The organism is Arthrobacter sp. MYb23 (assembly GCF_002979775.1).
In the GTDB taxonomy this organism is placed as follows: domain Bacteria; phylum Actinomycetota; class Actinomycetes; order Actinomycetales; family Micrococcaceae; genus Arthrobacter.
In genome coordinates, this window is the sequence record NZ_PCPR01000002.1 from 459,241 (window position 1) to 476,296 (window position 17,056).

Sequence of the window (17,056 nt, forward strand, 5' to 3'; positions counted from 1 at the left end):
TGTTCCGGACTGGTTCAGACCAGGACGGGCTAGGACTTGGCCCGGGCGCGGTTTGCCTTGGCACGCTCGTTGGAGTCCAGGATGAGCTTGCGGATACGGATATCTTCCGGCGTCACCTCAACGCACTCGTCTTCACGGGCGAATTCGAGGGACTCTTCGAGGGTCAGATCGCGCGGCGGCGTCAGGTTTTCGAAGGAGTCGGAGGAAGCTGCACGCATGTTGGTGAGCTTCTTCTCCTTGGTGATGTTGACGTCCATGTCGTCCGCGCGGGAGTTCTCGCCCACGATCATGCCTTCGTAAACCTCGGAGGTGGGCTTCACGAAGAAGGAACCGCGCTCCTGCAGGTTGATCATGGCGAACGGCGTCACAACACCGGCGCGGTCGGCGATCATCGAACCGTTGGTGCGGTACTCGATGGGGCCGGCCCACGGCTCGTAGCCTTCAGAGATGGAGGCAGCGATACCGGCACCGCGGGTGTCCGTGAGGAACTTGGTGCGGAAGCCGATCAGACCACGGGCAGGAACGATGAATTCCATACGGCACCAGCCGGTGCCGTGGTTGGCCATGTTGGTCATGCGGCCCTTGCGGGCGGCCATGAGCTGCGTAACGGAACCGAGGTACTCTTCCGGCACGTCAATGGTCATGTGTTCCATGGGCTCGTGGATCTTGCCATCGACGGTCTTGGTGACAACCTGGGGCTTGCCCACGGTCAACTCGAAGCCTTCGCGACGCATCTGCTCAACCAGGATGGCCAGCGCGAGCTCGCCACGGCCCTGGACTTCCCAGGCGTCGGGACGCTCGGTGGGGAGAACCTTGATGGAGACGTTACCGATCAGTTCCTTGTCCAGGCGATCCTTCACCTGGCGGGCCGTAACCTTGGCGCCCTTGACCTTGCCGGCCAGCGGCGAGGTGTTGATACCGATGGTCATGGAGATCGCGGGATCGTCCACGGTGATCAACGGCAGCGGCTGCGGGTTCTCGGCATCCGTCAGGGTTTCACCAATGGTGATCTCCTCGATGCCGGCAACAGCAACGATTTCACCCGGGCCGGCGGACTCGGCCGGGACACGGGTCAGGGCCTTGGTGGCCAGCAGTTCGGTGATCTTGACGTTCTTGAGCTCACCGTTGGCGCGTGCCCAAGCAACGGTCTGGCCCTTGCGGAGGGTGCCGTTGTAGATGCGGAGCAGGGCGAGGCGGCCAAGGAACGGCGATGCGTCCAGGTTGGTCACGTGTGCTTGCAGCACGCCGTCCGGGTTGTACGTCGGAGCGGGGATGTGCTCGATGATCGTCTTGAAGAGGGGCTCAAGGTCCTCGTTCTCCGGAGCCGAGCCGTTGGCAGGCTGCTCCAGGGATGCGCGGCCAACCTTGGCAGCGGCGTAGACAACGGGAACTTCGAGGACCTTATCCAGGTCCAGGTCCGGAACTTCGTCGGCGAGGTCCGAGGCGAGACCGAGGAGCAGGTCCATGGACTCGTGGACAACTTCGTCGATGCGGGCGTCAGGACGGTCAGTCTTGTTGACCAGGAGGATGACCGGGAGGTGCGCGGCAAGAGCCTTACGGAGCACGAACCGGGTCTGGGGCAGGGGGCCCTCGGAGGAGTCGACCAGAAGGACGACGCCGTCAACCATGGACAGACCGCGCTCTACCTCGCCACCGAAGTCGGCGTGGCCGGGGGTGTCGATGACGTTGATGGTGATGGTCTCGCCGTTGGACGACGGGCCGTTGTAGGCAACCGTGGTGTTCTTCGCGAGGATGGTAATGCCCTTTTCGCGTTCCAGGTCACCGGAGTCCATGACACGGTCCTCAACCTCACCATGGGAAGCGAAGGAGTTGGTCTGCTTGAGCATGGCGTCGACCAAAGTGGTCTTGCCGTGGTCAACGTGTGCGACGATCGCGACGTTGCGCAGATCGCTCCGCGACGCAGTGTTGGTGATGGTTTCAGACATGCGTTAATGACTCGTTTCAGTGGTGAAGTCAGCTGTTTGTATCCGCGCGCATACCTGATCGACTTGATCGGAACACACAGCGAAAAGACCCCGGGAGACAGGGCACCTGCATCCAGTCTAAACGCAGTTGCATTTCTGAGCCTAAAAAGCAAGCTATTCAACCCCCGGATGTGGCACTGCTCACACTCGAATGTTGTTACGTAAACGCAAGTCCAGATGCTGGATTTTCTTTGCCGGGTGCACCATGATGGGCAGCAGAACCAGTGCCACGTGGAGAACAACGATGCGACAAGCTCCGGCCGTGTTCCGCATGCTCGCACCACTGATCGCCGCAGGCGTTCTCCTGGTGGGCTGCGGACCAAGCCCAGCGCCAATCACGGCCCCCTCTGGATCAACCGTGCCCGGGCCCGCGCAGACAGCAGCCGCGGATAAACCGCTGCGGATTGCGCCTGCCCCCAGTTCCCTCAACCTTCCCGTGGGCTCGCTGTACAAGAACCCCGCCAACAACCGCAGTGAACTGGTTCTCGCCGACGTACTGCACACCGCGGTACTCATTGGCGATTCCCAGTCGATGCCGAAGGACTCCTGGCCGCAGCAGGGCATCGCAGCCATGGGCTACAAACTGCATGTAGTGGGCATGGGCGGCACCGGCTATGTGGCAAGCAATGGGAAGACCGGCAACTACATCGATGCGTTGCAACGCGGTGACTGGGTGCTTCCCTTCGGCGATCCACCGTTGATCGTGATTCAGGGTGGCGGCAATGATGCCACCCAACGTGCCACAGACGCGCAGATCTCCAGCAACGCCGAGCGACTTCTCGCTGCACTGAAAAAGAGGTACCCGGGAACCACCTTGGCCATGATCGGAACCCTCGCCAGGGGTGTGGGCAACGGCGGAGGACGTCGTACGGAAATAGATGCCCTCCTGGGACGCATCGCGGCCAAGCACGCCATACCGTTCGTCAGCGCGGGCGACTGGCTCACCCGCTACAACGCGATCGGGGATCTTCAGGACGGCGTGCATTTGAAGCCTGCCGGGCACGCAAAGCTGGGCGCCGCACTGGCTCGCGAATTCACCGCCCTTGGCCTCACGGCACGCCCGGACAGTTCCGAGCCGGCCAAGTAGCCCGCGGCGTCGTCGATCAACCGTCATGGACTAACGGCAAGAGCCGGTGGTTCCCATCCAAAGGGAACCACCGGCTCTGTTGCCAGTCAGCCGTTAACGCTCGACGCCGGTCAGGCCACCTCGGGTGGCAACAGCAGCGAACCACCCGGAATCGCGTCCAGGAGTGCTTGCGTGTAGGCCTCGCGCGGGTTGTCGAAGACGTCATCCGTGCTGCCCGTTTCCACAAGCTTGCCCTTCTGCATCACACAGACGTGGTCCGCGATCTGACGGACAACCGCGAGGTCGTGGGTAATGAACAGGTAGGTCAGGCCAAGGTTGTCCTGAAGATCCGCCAACAGGTTCAACACCTGAGCCTGCACCAGGACGTCAAGCGCGGACACAGCCTCATCGCAAATGATGACTTCCGGGTCCAAGGCCAGCGCACGGGCAATGGCAATACGCTGCCGCTGGCCACCGGAGAGTTCGTTAGGGTACCGGCGCATGGTGGACTGTGGCAGGGCCACTTGATCCAACAGCTCACGGACCTTCTTCTCGCGGCTGGCCTTCGTTCCGATCTTGTGCGTCCTCAACGGTTCTTCAATGGTGCGGAAGATGTTGTACATGGGATCGAGAGAACCGTAGGGATCCTGGAAGATGGGCTGCACCCGGCGACGGAACTTGAACAGGTCCTTGCTGTTGAGCGTCGAGGTATCCACCCCATCAAAGATGATCTTCCCTGAGGTCGGTTCCAACAGGTTCAGAACCATTTGCGCCACAGTGGACTTGCCGGATCCAGACTCACCAACAATGGCCGTGGTGGTTCCACGCTTGACGGCAAAGGAAACGGAGTCAACTGCGGTGAAGTCCGTGGACTTCCCAATGCCGCCGCGAAGCTTGAAGACCTTGGTCAGGTTTTCAACCTTCAGGACCTCCTCCGGGAGCGAAGCCTCGACGACGACCGGCTCTGTGGGAGCCAGGAGCTCCTCCGATTCGATGCCCTGTTCCTTGGCCACCTGGATACGACGTGAAGCCAGCGACGGCGCCGAAGCCACCAGTCGCTTCGTGTAGGGGTGCCGCGGGTTGCGGAGCAGCTCGAGTGAAGGGCCGGCTTCAACAACCTGGCCCTTGTACATGACAACCACTTTGTCCGCACGCTCAGCTGCGAGGCCGAGATCGTGGGTGATGAGAAGCACGGCTGTTCCCAGCTCGGACGTCATCTTGTCCAGGTGATCCAGAATCTGGCGCTGGACCGTAACGTCAAGTGCCGACGTCGGCTCGTCAGCAATGAGCAGGCGCGGCTGGCATGAAAGCCCGATTGCAATAAGGGCACGCTGGCGCATACCTCCGGAGAACTCATGGGGGTACTGTTTTGCCCTGCGCGACGCATCAGGCAGCCCGGCCTCGGAGAGCACCTTGGCTACGTCTTCAGGCCCTGAAGGGAGCCCGTTCGCTTTCAAGGTCTCTTTGACCTGGAAGCCGATCTTCCATACGGGGTTCAGGTTGGACATGGGGTCCTGTGGAACCATGCCAATGGAATTGCCGCGGAGCTCGATCATGCGCTTCTCGCTGGCATGGGCAATGTCCTCGCCGTCGAAGAGAATTTCTCCGGCAGCCACCCGACCGTTCCCTGGAAGCAGCCCAATAGCAGCAAGGGCTGAGGTCGATTTTCCTGAGCCCGACTCCCCCACGATAGCGACTGTCTCGCCCGGCATGACAGTGAGGTGTGCGTTCCTCACTGCATTGACTTCTCCATTGCTCGTGGCGAAGTTGATTGCGAGGTTCTTGATCTCCAGCAGCGGACGCTCGGAGCCAGCGACTTCTTCCTTGATATGAACTGAAGAGTTCATGGCTTCGCCTTTCATCGTTTGCGGGCCTTGGGATCCAAGGCATCACGGAGGGCATCGCCGAGCATGATGAAGCTCAGGACTGTGATCGACAGTGCGATAGCCGGGTAGAGCAGGGGCATCGGGTTGGAACGGAGAGATGCCTGTGCAGCCTGGATGTCATTGCCCCATGACATAACGCTTGGCGGCAGGCCAATACCCAGGAAGGACAGTGTCGACTCAGCAACAATGAACGTGCCGAGGGAAATGGTTGCCACCACGATGATTGGTGCCAGGGAGTTGGGCAGCACGTGACGCAGCAGTGAACGGAAGCGCGAAACACCCAGGGATCGTGCAGCAACTACAAAGTCGGCATTCCTGACTTCAATCACTGCACCTCGGGTGATGCGGGCAATTTGTGGCCACCCAAAGACGATAAGAATCAGCACCAGCGTCCACACCGTACGGTTCGCACGGAAAACGGGGAGCTGCATCATGACGATTGCGCCAAGGATCAGCGGCAATGCGAAGAAGATGTCCGTCAGGCGGGCCAGAAGCGCATCTGCCCAACCACCGTAGTATCCGGCGAGGGCACCAACAATGCCACCGAAAAGAACGACGCCGATGGTAGTGAACAGACCAACGGTCACCGAGGATCGGGTACCGAAAATGACGCGGGCATAAACGTCACACCCCTGCTGTGTGAAACCAAGGGGGTGGCCCGATGCCGGTCCCCCATCGGAGTTGGACAGCTGGCAGGCCTCGTTGGAGGGATCAATTTGTGAGAACAGGCCGGGGAAGAGCGATACAACCACAACGGCCAGAATCATGATGGCCGAGATGATGAACAGTGGCTGCTTGCGCAGGTTCTTCCACGCCTCACCCCACAGGCTTGAAGGAGCACTGTCTTCCTTGACCTTGTCGGTGGCCTGAAGCGGCGTTTCGTCAAGGTCGGCAACAAAGTGCTCGATGTGTCGCCGGGTGGTGTCCTGCCCGGTCAGATTACTTTCAGGAGTCATAGCGGATCCTCGGGTCAAGCCAGGCGTAAAGGAGGTCAACAAGCAGGTTGGAGAGGCAATAGATCAACACCAACACCGTGACAATGGAGACCACCGTGGGTCCCTCACCCGACAAGACGGCTCGATACAGCCTGTTGCCAACGCCGGGGACGTTGAAGATACCTTCTGTGACAATAGCTCCGCCCATCAAGGTGCCAAGGTCTGCGCCGAGGAACGTCACCACTGGAATAAGCGAGTTCCGCAGAATGTGGACGTTGACAACCCTGAAACGGGACAACCCTTTAGCGGTGGCTGTCCGGACATAGTCGGCGTTCATGTTTTCAATGACGCTGGTCCGGGTCAAGCGTAGAACGTAGGCAAACGATGCCAGGCCAAGAACGATTGCAGGCAGGATCAAGTCCTGCACTGGCGCGGCCGCGCTGACAGTTGGTTTAGCCCACCCCAGCTGCACACCGATGAAGAACTGAAGAATGAAGCCAAGAACGAAGATCGGGATACCGATGACGATCAGCGAGGCAATCAGAACGGTGCCGTCGAAGAACTTGCCCTTGCGAAGACCTGCGATGAGGCCGAAGGCGATGCCGAAGACTGCTTCGAAGATGAGAGCCATCACTGCAAGCCGGGCTGTCACAGGGAAAACCTCGCCGAGGACGGCGGCAATGGGCCGGCCGGAGAAGTCCTGGCCGAGGTCGAAGGTGAAGATGCTCTTTAGATAGAGCAAGTACTGAACGATAAAGGGCTGGTCCAGGTTGTACTGAGCCCGTAGTTTCGCGGCAACAGCTTCGTTAACGGGCTTGTCGCCGAACAGGGCGGCAATGGGGTCGCCGGGAAGGCTGAAAACCAGGAAGTAGACCAGCAGTGTGGCTCCCAGGAAGACTGGAATCAACTGGAGGAATCGCTTAAGGATGTAAGTGGCCATCAGCGCATCACACCCCGATCAGCAGGCACCCTGTCCAGGGGTGCAGCGGAGTTGTTCATCGAAGAACCTTTTCGTCTGATGTGCAAACGTTCCCTGCCAAGGCAAAGTAGGCCTGCACAAGGACGCCCAACCGGAGTTGGGCGTCATTGATTTGCAACGTGATACGGCGGCGGACGTGCTCAGCTGAGCACCTCCGCCGCCGTTTCGCGGTTACTTGCCAGTGATGTTGTAGTACAGCGGAACGCCGTCCCAACCGTAGTCAACATTGGTGACGCCAGTGCTCCAGCCACCCTGTGATACCTGGTACCACAGCGGGATGGCGGGAAGGTCCTGCAACAGGATTTCCTGGGCCTTGTTCATTGCCTTGTTACCGTCGGCAACGGAAGGTGCGGAGAGTCCGTCAGAGATCGCCTTGTCAAAGGTGGGGTTCTCGTAGCGGGCGTCGTTCGAGCCAGCGCCGGTCTTGTAGATCGGGCCGAGGAAGTTGTACAGCGACGGGTAGTCTGCCTGCCAGCCAGCGCGGATTGCACCGGTCAGCTTGCCGGTGGTTGCAAGGTCGCGGGCTTCCTTGAACGTTGCGAAAGGAAGACCCTCTGCCTTGATGCCGAGGTTGTTCTTCAGCTGGTTGGTAAGAGCCTCAACCCAAGCCTTGTGGCCACCCTTGTCAGCGTTGTACGCAATGGTGAAGGCCGTGTTCGGGTCCCACTTCTGGATGGCGTCTGCCTTGGCCCAGAGGTCCTTGGCCTTGGTTGCATCGAAGTTCAGGTTGTCCGAGCCCGGGATGCTGTCGCTGTAACCGTCGAGGACGGGGGCAGTGAAGTCCTTGGCCGGCTGGCGGCCACCGCTGAAGATCACCTTAGTGATCTCTTCCCGGTTGATGGCCATGGAGATTGCCTGACGGCGGAGCTTGCCGGCCTCGCCACTCCATTCCGGAAGGTACTCCGGGATAGCAATGGTCTGGTTGCCTGCGTACGGCTTCTCAATGAAGCGATCGCCAAGATCAGACTTGAAGTTCTTGAGGGCGCTCGTGGGGATGACCTGCAGAATGTCCAGGTTGTTGGACAGCAGATCCTGGTAGGCAGCGTCATCGTTCTGGAAGATCTTGAACGTCACGCCACCGTTCTTTGCCTTACGGGGACCGTTGTAATCGGCGTTCGGGACCAGCTGGATCTGCACGTTGTGCTGCCAACCGTTCTCCGCCATCTTGTACGGGCCGTTGCCTACGGGCTTCTCGCCGTAGGTCTTGGGATCGGCAAGTGCTGCCGCCGGAACCGGCATGAACGCCGTGTAACCGAGACGGAGCGGCCAGTCAGATTCCGGCTGCTTGAGTTCGACTGTGAAGGTGGTGTCGTCGACAACCTTCAGGCCGGACAGCGTGTCCACCGTGGAACCCTCTGCACTGGCTTCGTCGTAACCCTTGATGCTCTCAAAGAAGGTGGCGCTCAGTTGAGCGTTCTTTGCCGCTGCACCGTAGTTCCAGGAGTCAACAAAGGTCTTGGCCGTGATGGCGTCACCGTTGGTGAACTTCTGGTCCTTCTTGATCTTGATGGTGAAGTTCTGTGCGTCAGGCGCCTCAATGGACTCCGCCAACTCGTTCACCGGCTTGCCCGAAGGGTCATAGCTGACAAGGCCAGAGAAGATGAGCGTGGCAATCTTGCCGCCGCCGACTTCGTTGATATCTGCCGGCATGAGCGGGCGCTGCGGCTCGGAGCCGTCGGCAATGATGACCTTGTTCGGGTCGCCCGCGGACGTACCGGAGTCGTTGCTGCCGCCGCCACCGCAACCGGTAGCTGCGAGGGCGATGATCGCCGCTACGCCTAGAGCTTTGGAAGTGCGCGAGAAACGCATTCCGCCTCCTATGAGTCGTGGAGTTGAGCAGGGAAAATTCGTGATTTCCCCCAGGCACAGGCACAGTTTCCTACTGTGACGTTGCCTACATGTGAGTGTAAGCCTACCCACATTGTGTCCGGATGATGGGACATGCTGGCCAAACTGTAACCGTTCCGCAACCTACACATGCCTAAATTGACGCGGATTTCAAGTCAAACGCTACTCGGTGGTAATATTCGCTGTCTGACAGCAGGACAGGACGATTTTTAGGCAAAGAAGGGCCCCGGTTCCATGGAACCGGGGCCCTGTCCCACGCTTGGGAAAATCTTTGCAGTAGCGGCTAATGACGCTCGGCCAAAGTTGCCAATTGTCCTGTCACCAAGCTCCAGCCCTCCTGCAAGCCCAGCTGCTCATGCTGGGCGCGCGACTCCGGATCCCCGTGACGGGCGACGATCCGGTACAAGGTTCCCTCTGTGTGATCGGTGAAAGTGACCTCCCCCGTCACCGCGACGGGCATGGGGCGGGCGGGCCTAAGGCTGCTGTCTACAGCATTGGTAAACACCAGGCGCTCCCCCTGATCAACTACGAGGAAAGCTGCGTCCATGTGTGGAACGAACGTAGAACCGTCCTCGCTCATGGAAGTTACGAAGCCGCCCCCGGCATGCGGTGCGAACGACTCCACCCTGCACGTGTAAGGCTCGGGAATCCACCACTGCTCGAAGAGTTCAGGCGTTGTCCAAGCGCTCCAAACGGTGGCCCGGGACGCACGAATGACCCTCTCGATCACGAGGTCAAGATCACGATTCATGGTTCTCCTTGAAGTTGCTGGTACTGGAGGCCGCTACGTCCTGACCTATTATGCTGGGCGGATGTCTACTGATGAAGAAAAGGATCCGCCAGTCCCGGCTGATGTTGAGGGCAAGATCCCCAAAAAGACGCATGACAATCCAGACACCGAACAAGAAAAAGACGGCATCGAACCCGCCGACTCCTAACGGACTCCACGCCGGGCACAGCTGCAGGCCCTCAAACAGCGAAGGCCGCAGGCAATGAAGTCTTGAACTTCATCGCCCGCGGCCTACTGCGCTACAGGTCTCTTTACTCGCTGAACCAGGTCACACGTTGAAGCGGAACTCCACCACATCGCCGTCGGCCATCACGTACTCTTTGCCTTCGATGCGGACCTTGCCGCGGGACTTGGCCTCAGCCATGGAACCGGCGTCAATGAGGTCTTCGAAGGAGACAACCTCAGCCTTGATGAAGCCGCGCTGGAAGTCGGAGTGGATCACGCCGGCGGCCTGCGGTGCGGTGTCACCCTGGCGGATGGTCCACGCGCGGGTTTCCTTGGGGCCAGCTGTAAGGTAGGTCTGCAGGCCAAGGGTGTGGAACCCCACGCGGGCCAACTGGTCCAGGCCGGATTCGCTCTGGCCGTTCATTTCCAGCATTTCGCGGGCTTCTTCCTCGTCCAGTTCAACGAGGTCGGATTCGAGTTTGGCATCAAGGAACACCGCATCAGCAGGGGCCACCAAAGCACGCAGCTCATCCTGCTTTTCCTGGTCACCCAGGATGCCTTCATCGGCATTGAAGACGTAGATGAAGGGCTTGGCAGTCAAGAGCCCGAGCTCCTTGAGGTGCTCCATCTCCAGCTTGTCGCTCTTGATCGAGGAGAAGATGGTGTCGCCGCGTTCCAGAACTGCCTGGGCTGCCTTGATGGCGGTCAGCTCGGCTGCCTCACGCTTCTTGATCTTGACTTCTTTTTCGATGCGCGGGATCGCGTTTTCGATGGTCTGAAGGTCCGCCAGGATCAGCTCGGTGTTGATGGTCTCCATGTCGGAGCGCGGATCAACCTTGCCATCGACGTGGATCACGTCGGGATCATCAAAGACGCGGACGACCTGCGCGATGGCCTCTGCTTCGCGGATGTTGGCCAGGAACTTGTTCCCAAGGCCTTCGCCTTCCGAGGCGCCCTTCACGATGCCGGCGATGTCCACGAAGGACACCGGAGCCGGCAGCAACTTCTGCGAACCGAAGATCTCCGCCAGCTTCTCCAGACGGGGATCCGGGAGGTTGACCACGCCGACGTTGGGTTCAATCGTTGCGAACGGATAGTTCGCAGCGAGTACCTGGTTACGGGTCAGTGCGTTGAAAAGAGTTGATTTGCCGACGTTGGGCAGTCCGACGATGCCAATAGTAAGAGCCACGAGCATTGATTCTACCCGTTGTAACCACGTCCAGGGTTGTCACCACCTGCAAACGGCGCCCACGCGTGCAGCCTCGCTAAAACTGTCGTACCCCTATGACAGGGTTGCCACATGGATGGATTTGGATTGGTATTGGCCCTGCTCATGCTGCTGATTGGCGCCGCGGTTGGTCTCGCGGCCGGCTATGTGGTCTTCCGACGCCGGGGCGCTGGCTTGGAAGAGGACTTCGACGCCGTTTCGTCGCGGCTTTCAGAAGTGACCGCACAGCTAGCAGCAGCCGACGCAGAGCGCCGGCTTTTGTTTACACAGAACCGGGAGTTGAGCGCAGCAAGGAATTCTGACGGCAGCGTTTTGCGCGCGCTTGCTCCCGTGGCCGAAAAGCTGACAGCGGTCCAGCAGCAGGTTTCGATCCTTGAGAGGGACCGGGTGGAGCAGTATGGCCAACTGGCCCAGCAGCTGCAGGATGCGCGGTCGTCCGATGAGCAGCTTTTGCGGTCAACGCACGCCTTGGCCTCAGCACTCCGCTCCAACAGTGCACGCGGCCAATGGGGCGAGGTTCAGCTCCGCAGGGTGGTGGAGGCCTCGGGAATGCTGAGGCACGTGGATTTCCATGAGCAGGTGCATTCGGGACGTAACGACAACACCCTGCGGCCAGACCTGGTGGTCCAGCTTCCCGGTGGTAAGCAGTTGGTAGTAGATGCCAAGGTGCCTTTGGCCTCCTACCTCGCTGCCCAGGAACAACTCCACGGAGACGGTTCATTCGGCGAATCCGTGGGCCCCGCCGTCAACCAGGATTCCAAGACTCTGCTGGCACAGCACTCAAAGGCCCTGAAGGCCCACATCGATGCTCTGGCGGCCAAGAAATACTGGGACATTCCGGGGAACTCCCCCGAACTGGTGATTTGCTTCCTTCCGGCAGAGTCCATCCTGGCGTCAGCCCTTGAGGCTGATCCCACACTGCTGGAACACGCCTTGTCCAGGAACGTGGTTCTGGCGTCACCCGGCACCTTGTTGGCGGTCCTGAAGTCGGTGGCGTTCACCTGGCGACAGGATGTCCTCACCGATAGCGCCCATGAACTCTTTGAGCTCGCAAAGCAGCTCTACGAACGCATGGGCACACTCGGTGAGAATGTCAGCAAGCTGGGCAGCTCGTTGAAGACCTCTGTGGATCGCTACAACGCCATGGTGGGAACTCTGGAGGCACGGGTGCTCCCGACAGCGCGCAAGCTCAACACGATGGACGATGCTGGTCTCGCCGCGCCGTTGTCCGTCGAGGTGGTCCCCCGCGCTTTGGCAGCACCGGAACTGCTGGCCGTGGACACCCACGGGCATCAGGACACAGCCCGCGACCAAGACGACAGCGAGGACCAGGAGTCGGCAGCCTAAAAGATTTGCCGCTTAACTGAACTGGCCCGCAGTGGAGACCTTCCGGGGAAGGCAACCACTGCGGGCCAGTTGTGTAACAAGTATTTGTTAGGACGTCTGTCGGTTTCCACGGCCGCCAAGGGCACGTGTCACGTCTCCGGCCTTCTTCAAGGTGGCCCGCAGTTCCTTCGGAAGCGAGAAGAGAAGGTCTTCCTCAGCTGTCACCACTTCCTGGACCTCGCCGTAACCGTAGTCAGCCAGGAGTCGCAGGACATCCTTGACGAGCACCTCTGGAACAGACGCACCTGAGGTCACACCTACGGTGGCAACACCCTCGAACCAGGACTCGTCCACTTCATTGGCGAAGTCCACGCGGTAAGAGCTCTTGGCACCGTATTCGAGGGCTACTTCAACCAACCGTACGGAGTTGGACGAGTTGGCCGAACCCACAACGATCACAAGGTCAGCCTGCGGTGCGATCTTCTTGATAGCCACCTGACGGTTGGTGGTGGCATAGCAAATGTCATCGCTGGGGGGATCCTGCAACGTGGGGAACCGGTCCTTGAGGAGGCGAACGGTTTCCATGGTTTCGTCCACACTGAGCGTGGTCTGCGAAAGCCAGATGGTTTTCTCCGGATCACGGACGGTGACCTTGTCTACTTCGTGCGGTCCGTTGATGATCTGGATATGCTCCGGGGCTTCACCGGCTGTTCCTTCGACTTCCTCATGGCCTTCGTGACCAATGAGCAGGATGTCGTAATCTTCCTTGGCGAAGCGCACGGCTTCCTTGTGCACCTTGGTGACCAGAGGACAGGTTGCGTCGATGGTGCGCAGTCCACGGTCCTCGGCTGATTGCACCACTGCAGGAGAGACGCCGTGTGCGGAGAAGATCACCAGAGCGCCCTCGGGAACCTCGTCAGTCTCCTCTACGAAGATGGCCCCTTGCTCCTCCAGGGAGCTGACCACGTGCACGTTGTGAACGATCTGCTTGCGTACGTAGACGGGAGGCCCGTAGTGCTCCAGGGCCTTCTCCACAGCAATGACAGCCCGGTCCACGCCGGCGCAATAGCCTCGCGGAGCTGCCAACAGAACCTTCTTGGGCCCCGTGACGGGCGCCGCTGCCTGAACCTCTTCCGGGGAACGGCGTCTGCGGGGCACCGTGGGCATAGGAATGGAAACTGCTGTGCTGGTCATTCCACCATGCTACCGGCCCGGACTTTGCCTCCCTGCTATCGGCCGGGACTTTAGCTGCTGGCCGAACGTGACCCTCGTCGCGCTGACACGACGGAGCCTATGACGCCTGCCACAAACACTGCACCGGATACCACCGCAGCGATCAGGATCCATTCTCCGAAACCGGACTTGGCTGCCGTGAGGAACTCCTGTTTAAACAGCTCGGCCACACCATTGGCGCTGGACAGATTGCCAACCACTCCCCTGGCAAGGTCCGCACCAGCCGTCCAGAGCGCAGCAAGCGCCAATCCGCCAAGCCCCAGGAAGACCAGCACCAGGGAGCGCCGGCGCGCGGCAACAAGGGCCAGCAACAGGGATAGCAGAGCACCGAGGGCCGCTACCCACCACAGGGGCGCAAAAGCAGCCACCCGCTCCACCAGTTGGCGGTGTGAGGGCTCTCCCAACGACACCAGGCTTTCGGCAGGAACATCAATCCTGATCCGGGTTGCCTCGGCGAAATGATCGCGGATGAGCCTGACCAACGGGCTGATATCAAGGACCAAAGCAGTGGTGGCGGCGGTCTCCTCGCTTTGGTTCACCGCGCCGAAGTTCAACCTGTGGCTGTTGCGAACTGTCTCTTCCCACGCTTGGGGGTAGTCGCTCCACGATTGCATTCCCGCTGCAGCGCTTCGGAGCGCGTCGGCCGCCAAGGACTGGATAGGTCCTGGAAGTTCCACGGAGGACTCGAAGGTCCCCACGGCGGCTGCCGCCAGCCGGCTTTGGAATTCAGGATCATTGCCCAACCCACCTGCCAAGTGGACAAAGCCCTCTTCTTTGACAATGTTTTGGTCAACCCACGCGATCGGAACAGCAACGGCTGTGAGTAGTAAAGCGAGGATCACTCCCAATGCTGAAACAAAAGTACGCAAGGTCATCCTCGGGGCTCGGGGGCTATGCCACCATCCTAGGTCTGTCCACATGAGAGAAAAAATGTCGGAGGCCTCACCCAAGCTATGGATAGAGTTGGAAGGCCGGTTGGCACTCACAGCCGCACCCCTGAGCGAGGACTATGACAATGCAGGTACAAGCACGGCGACTGAACCAGGCCCGGAGCGCCCATGTCCGCTGAAGCGAGGCCGGAATCCACCTTGCCTGGGACCGCGGCAGAGACCAGCCCGGATAACCCCTGGCCCCTGCAATTGCTGTCCCGCAAGCTCAAAGCACACATAGAGCGGGCACCGGCAGCATGGATTGAGGGTCAGGTCATTGAACTGAACCGCCGGGGTGGCAACGCATTTCTGACACTGCGTGATGTGGACGCTGAAATCTCCCTGCCCGCATCAGTCTGGTCAACAGTGCTTGACCGCCAGAAAATACCCCTGGAACGCGGCTCTCGTGTGGTTGCGCTGGTCAAGGCGGACTTCTGGGTGAAGACCGGACGCCTGAACATGTCTGTGAAGGACATTCGTCCGGTGGGCCTCGGCGATCTGCTGGCAAGGATTGAACGGCTGCGCCAAGCACTGGCAGCCGAGGGCCTGTTCGCGGACTCCCGGAAACGGAAACTTCCTCTCCTCCCTCATCGCATCGGCCTCATCACCGGCAGGGATTCCGACGCCAAGAAAGACGTCATGCGCAACGCGGCCTTACGTTGGCCGGCTGTTGAGTTTGACGTCCACGAAGTAGCTGTCCAAGGCAACACCGCCGTTTCACAGATCATCGGAGCGTTGAAGAAACTGGACGCCGACCCGCACGTGGATGTCATTGTCCTCGCCCGCGGCGGCGGCGCCTTGGAAGATCTCCTGCCGTTCAGCAATGAGGACCTCATTCGCGCCGTGGCCGCAGCCACCACGCCGGTTGTCAGCGCGATCGGCCATGAAGCCGACCGTCCCATCCTGGACGATGTCGCGGACTTGCGGGCGTCAACGCCGACTGATGCCGCCAAGCGCATCGTTCCGGACGTGGCCGAGGAACTGGCCATGGTCCAGCAGGCCCGGGACCATCTCCGCAGAAGTATCAGCCGCATGGTGGACCGGGAGACGGATCGGCTGCACGCGTTGAGGTCCCGGCCCGTGCTGGCCACTCCTGCCTCAATGGTGGACGCCCGCTCCGAAGACATTCACCGCCTCCAGCGAAGGACTCATTCTGCAGTCAGCACCGCGGTTCTCCGGGCCTTGGACCAGGTCCACCACTTGCGTGCGCAGGTCCGTGCCTTGTCACCGCAAAAGACGCTTGACCGTGGCTATGCCGTTGTTCAGCTCACGGGTGAGGACCAAGCGGGTCACCACGTGGTCAGCAGCCCCGAAGAGGCTCCGGACGGAACATCCCTGAGTATCCGTGTAGCTGAGGGCCGTTTCAGGGCGGTCTCCGCTGGGGCAGGTCAGCTCATGGAACGCTGACAGCTCGTCCAGCATCCACCGCTCATTCCACCTTGATTCGCCGGTTACACCGCCACAACCACAAAGGACCATCATGACCGAAAACAGCCAGGCAGCATCGACTCCTCAGGCCGCAGTGACGCCGGAATCCCTTGATGGGCTGAGCTACGAGGAAGCCCGCGAACAACTTGTGGCGGTAGTGGGACGCTTGGAGGCAGGCGGAGCCAGCTTGGAAGAATCGCTGGCGCTTTGGGAGCGCGGCGAGGCACTGGCCAAGCGCTGCGAGGACTGGCTTGAAGGCGCCCGTAAACGCCTGGCAACCGCCCGCGAGGCAAGCGAGGACGGCGGAGCCTCGTCAGGCAGCAACTAGGCGCACACGTCACCGTGGCGCACAGCACCCAAATATGCCCGGCAAACAGCCACCTAACGGCTTAGGACTCCATGACGAGGGCGCGCTCCTCGGCTACGTCAAAGGTTGCCTTGGGCCAGTCCAGCTGCAGCCCCCCGAGGGCATCCAACAGCAGTTGCTGCACTGCGATGCGCGCATACCACTTCTTGTTGGCAGGTACCACGTGCCAAGGAGCAGTTTCCGTTGAGGTCTTCTCGAAGGCCACGCTGTAGGCGTCCATATAGTCATCCCAGAAGGCCCGCTCAGCGAGGTCCGTCCGACTGTATTTCCAGTGCTTGGTGGGATCGTCAAGCCTGGCAATGAGTCGCTTCTTTTGCTCGTCCTTGCTGATGTTGAGCATGACCTTGACCACGGTGGTTCCCTGCTCGGCTAGACGGGCCTCGAAGTCATTAATCGCGGTATACCGGCGCTCCAATTCGGAAGCGTCGGCCCATTCGTGGACACGATGAATCAGGACATCCTCGTACTGTGAACGGTCAAAGACTCCCACCATTCCGGCAGCAGGAACTTGCTTCTCGATCCTCCACAGGAAGTCGTGCGACTTTTCCTCGTCAGTTGGGGCCTTGAACGCGGATACTTGAACGCCTTGCACATCCATGGCGCCCACTACGTGGCTGACAATGCCACCTTTCCCGGCGGTGTCCATGGCTTGGAGTATCAACAGGAGGCGTTTCCCGCTGCCCGCCCGCCCCTCAGCAAAGAGTTTTTCCTGCAGCTCCGCCAGCCGAGCATCCTGTGCCTCCAGCAGCGCTTTGCCATCCGTTTTCCCGCCGGTGTAACCGGGGGTGGATTCAGGATCCACGCCTGACAGCGAAAACCCAGGTCCCACCCTCAGGACCTCGGCCGGACTTTTCGCGAACTCAACTGCTGCAGACATTGGCGTGCCTTTCT

15 protein-coding genes are annotated in these 17,056 nt (G+C 60.2%); 5 read left to right on the forward strand and 10 right to left on the reverse strand.

Features of this window, described 5'->3' with window-relative positions; translation table 11 throughout:
- Positions 1 to 29 precede the first annotated feature (29 nt).
- Positions 30 to 1,946 carry a translational GTPase TypA gene (gene typA, locus CQ020_RS04550; RefSeq protein ID WP_024817466.1) on the reverse strand — a complete coding sequence of 639 codons (1,917 nt, stop codon included), beginning with the start codon at positions 1,944 to 1,946 and terminating at the stop codon, positions 30 to 32.
- A 190-nt stretch (positions 1,947 to 2,136) separates the two neighbouring features.
- On the opposite strand from typA, the gene CQ020_RS04555 reads away from it, so the two are divergent.
- The gene (locus CQ020_RS04555; RefSeq protein WP_105690734.1) at positions 2,137 to 3,072 is read left to right on the forward strand and encodes an SGNH/GDSL hydrolase family protein; all 936 of its coding nucleotides are present in this window, start codon (positions 2,137 to 2,139) and stop codon (positions 3,070 to 3,072) included.
- A 110-nt stretch (positions 3,073 to 3,182) separates the two neighbouring features.
- On the opposite strand, the gene CQ020_RS04560 is transcribed toward CQ020_RS04555, so the two are convergent.
- The 5 genes from CQ020_RS04560 to CQ020_RS04580 all read right to left on the reverse strand — a co-directional run bounded on the left by CQ020_RS04560 (position 3,183) and on the right by CQ020_RS04580 (position 9,450).
- Positions 3,183 to 4,898, reverse strand: a complete 1,716-nt coding sequence (locus tag CQ020_RS04560; protein WP_258141707.1) for an ABC transporter ATP-binding protein — start codon at positions 4,896 to 4,898, stop codon at positions 3,183 to 3,185.
- An 11-nt stretch (positions 4,899 to 4,909) separates the two neighbouring features.
- Positions 4,910 to 5,893, reverse strand: a complete 984-nt coding sequence (locus CQ020_RS04565) for an ABC transporter permease (RefSeq protein WP_062072945.1) — start codon at positions 5,891 to 5,893, stop codon at positions 4,910 to 4,912.
- Complete coding sequence (locus CQ020_RS04570; RefSeq protein WP_062072947.1) at positions 5,883 to 6,812, reverse strand: ABC transporter permease; 930 nt, start codon at positions 6,810 to 6,812, stop codon at positions 5,883 to 5,885. The genes CQ020_RS04565 and CQ020_RS04570 overlap by 11 nt, the downstream gene beginning before the upstream one ends.
- A gap of 210 nt (positions 6,813 to 7,022) precedes the next feature.
- Positions 7,023 to 8,660 (reverse strand): ABC transporter substrate-binding protein, encoded by a 1,638-nt coding sequence (locus CQ020_RS04575; RefSeq protein WP_105690736.1) that lies wholly within the window; start codon positions 8,658 to 8,660, stop codon positions 7,023 to 7,025.
- 322 nt (positions 8,661 to 8,982) lie between these two features.
- On the reverse strand, positions 8,983 to 9,450 hold the full coding sequence (locus tag CQ020_RS04580) for an SRPBCC domain-containing protein (protein WP_105690737.1): 468 nt from the start codon (positions 9,448 to 9,450) through the stop codon (positions 8,983 to 8,985).
- Between CQ020_RS04580 and CQ020_RS04585 the strand changes: the two genes are divergently transcribed.
- Positions 9,449 to 9,637 carry a hypothetical protein gene (locus CQ020_RS04585; RefSeq protein ID WP_105690738.1) on the forward strand — a complete coding sequence of 63 codons (189 nt, stop codon included), beginning with the start codon at positions 9,449 to 9,451 and terminating at the stop codon, positions 9,635 to 9,637. The genes CQ020_RS04580 and CQ020_RS04585 overlap by 2 nt on opposite strands.
- A 120-nt stretch (positions 9,638 to 9,757) precedes the next feature.
- Here the strand turns inward: CQ020_RS04585 and ychF are convergent, their stop codons facing one another.
- A complete protein-coding gene (gene ychF / locus CQ020_RS04590; RefSeq protein WP_105690798.1) occupies positions 9,758 to 10,843 on the reverse strand; it encodes a redox-regulated ATPase YchF in 1,086 nt (361 codons plus the stop codon).
- A 111-nt stretch (positions 10,844 to 10,954) separates the two neighbouring features.
- Here ychF and CQ020_RS04595 point away from each other — a divergent pair, with 111 nt between their 5' ends.
- On the forward strand, positions 10,955 to 12,229 hold the full coding sequence (locus CQ020_RS04595) for a DNA recombination protein RmuC (RefSeq protein WP_105690739.1): 1,275 nt from the start codon (positions 10,955 to 10,957) through the stop codon (positions 12,227 to 12,229).
- Between the two features lie 87 nt (positions 12,230 to 12,316).
- Here CQ020_RS04595 and CQ020_RS04600 read toward each other — a convergent pair whose 3' ends face one another.
- Entirely contained in the window at positions 12,317 to 13,402 is a 1,086-nt protein-coding gene (locus tag CQ020_RS04600) for a 4-hydroxy-3-methylbut-2-enyl diphosphate reductase (RefSeq protein ID WP_024817476.1), read from the reverse strand.
- Between the two features lie 50 nt (positions 13,403 to 13,452).
- Positions 13,453 to 14,316, reverse strand: coding sequence for a hypothetical protein (locus CQ020_RS04605; RefSeq protein ID WP_105690740.1), 864 nt, complete (start codon positions 14,314 to 14,316; stop codon positions 13,453 to 13,455).
- Between the two features lie 183 nt (positions 14,317 to 14,499).
- On the opposite strand from CQ020_RS04605, the gene xseA reads away from it, so the two are divergent.
- Together xseA and CQ020_RS04615 are read left to right on the forward strand one after the other, a co-directional pair.
- Entirely contained in the window at positions 14,500 to 15,777 is a 1,278-nt protein-coding gene (xseA, locus tag CQ020_RS04610) for an exodeoxyribonuclease VII large subunit (protein ID WP_105690741.1), read from the forward strand.
- A 73-nt stretch (positions 15,778 to 15,850) separates the two neighbouring features.
- Complete coding sequence (locus CQ020_RS04615; RefSeq protein ID WP_181151746.1) at positions 15,851 to 16,126, forward strand: exodeoxyribonuclease VII small subunit; 276 nt, start codon at positions 15,851 to 15,853, stop codon at positions 16,124 to 16,126.
- A 61-nt stretch (positions 16,127 to 16,187) separates the two neighbouring features.
- Here the strand turns inward: CQ020_RS04615 and CQ020_RS04620 are convergent, their stop codons facing one another.
- Positions 16,188 to 17,042: a polyphosphate kinase 2 family protein gene (locus CQ020_RS04620; RefSeq protein ID WP_105690742.1), complete on the reverse strand. Its 855-nt coding sequence runs from the start codon at positions 17,040 to 17,042 to the stop codon at positions 16,188 to 16,190.
- Between the last annotated feature and the right edge of the window lie 14 nt (positions 17,043 to 17,056).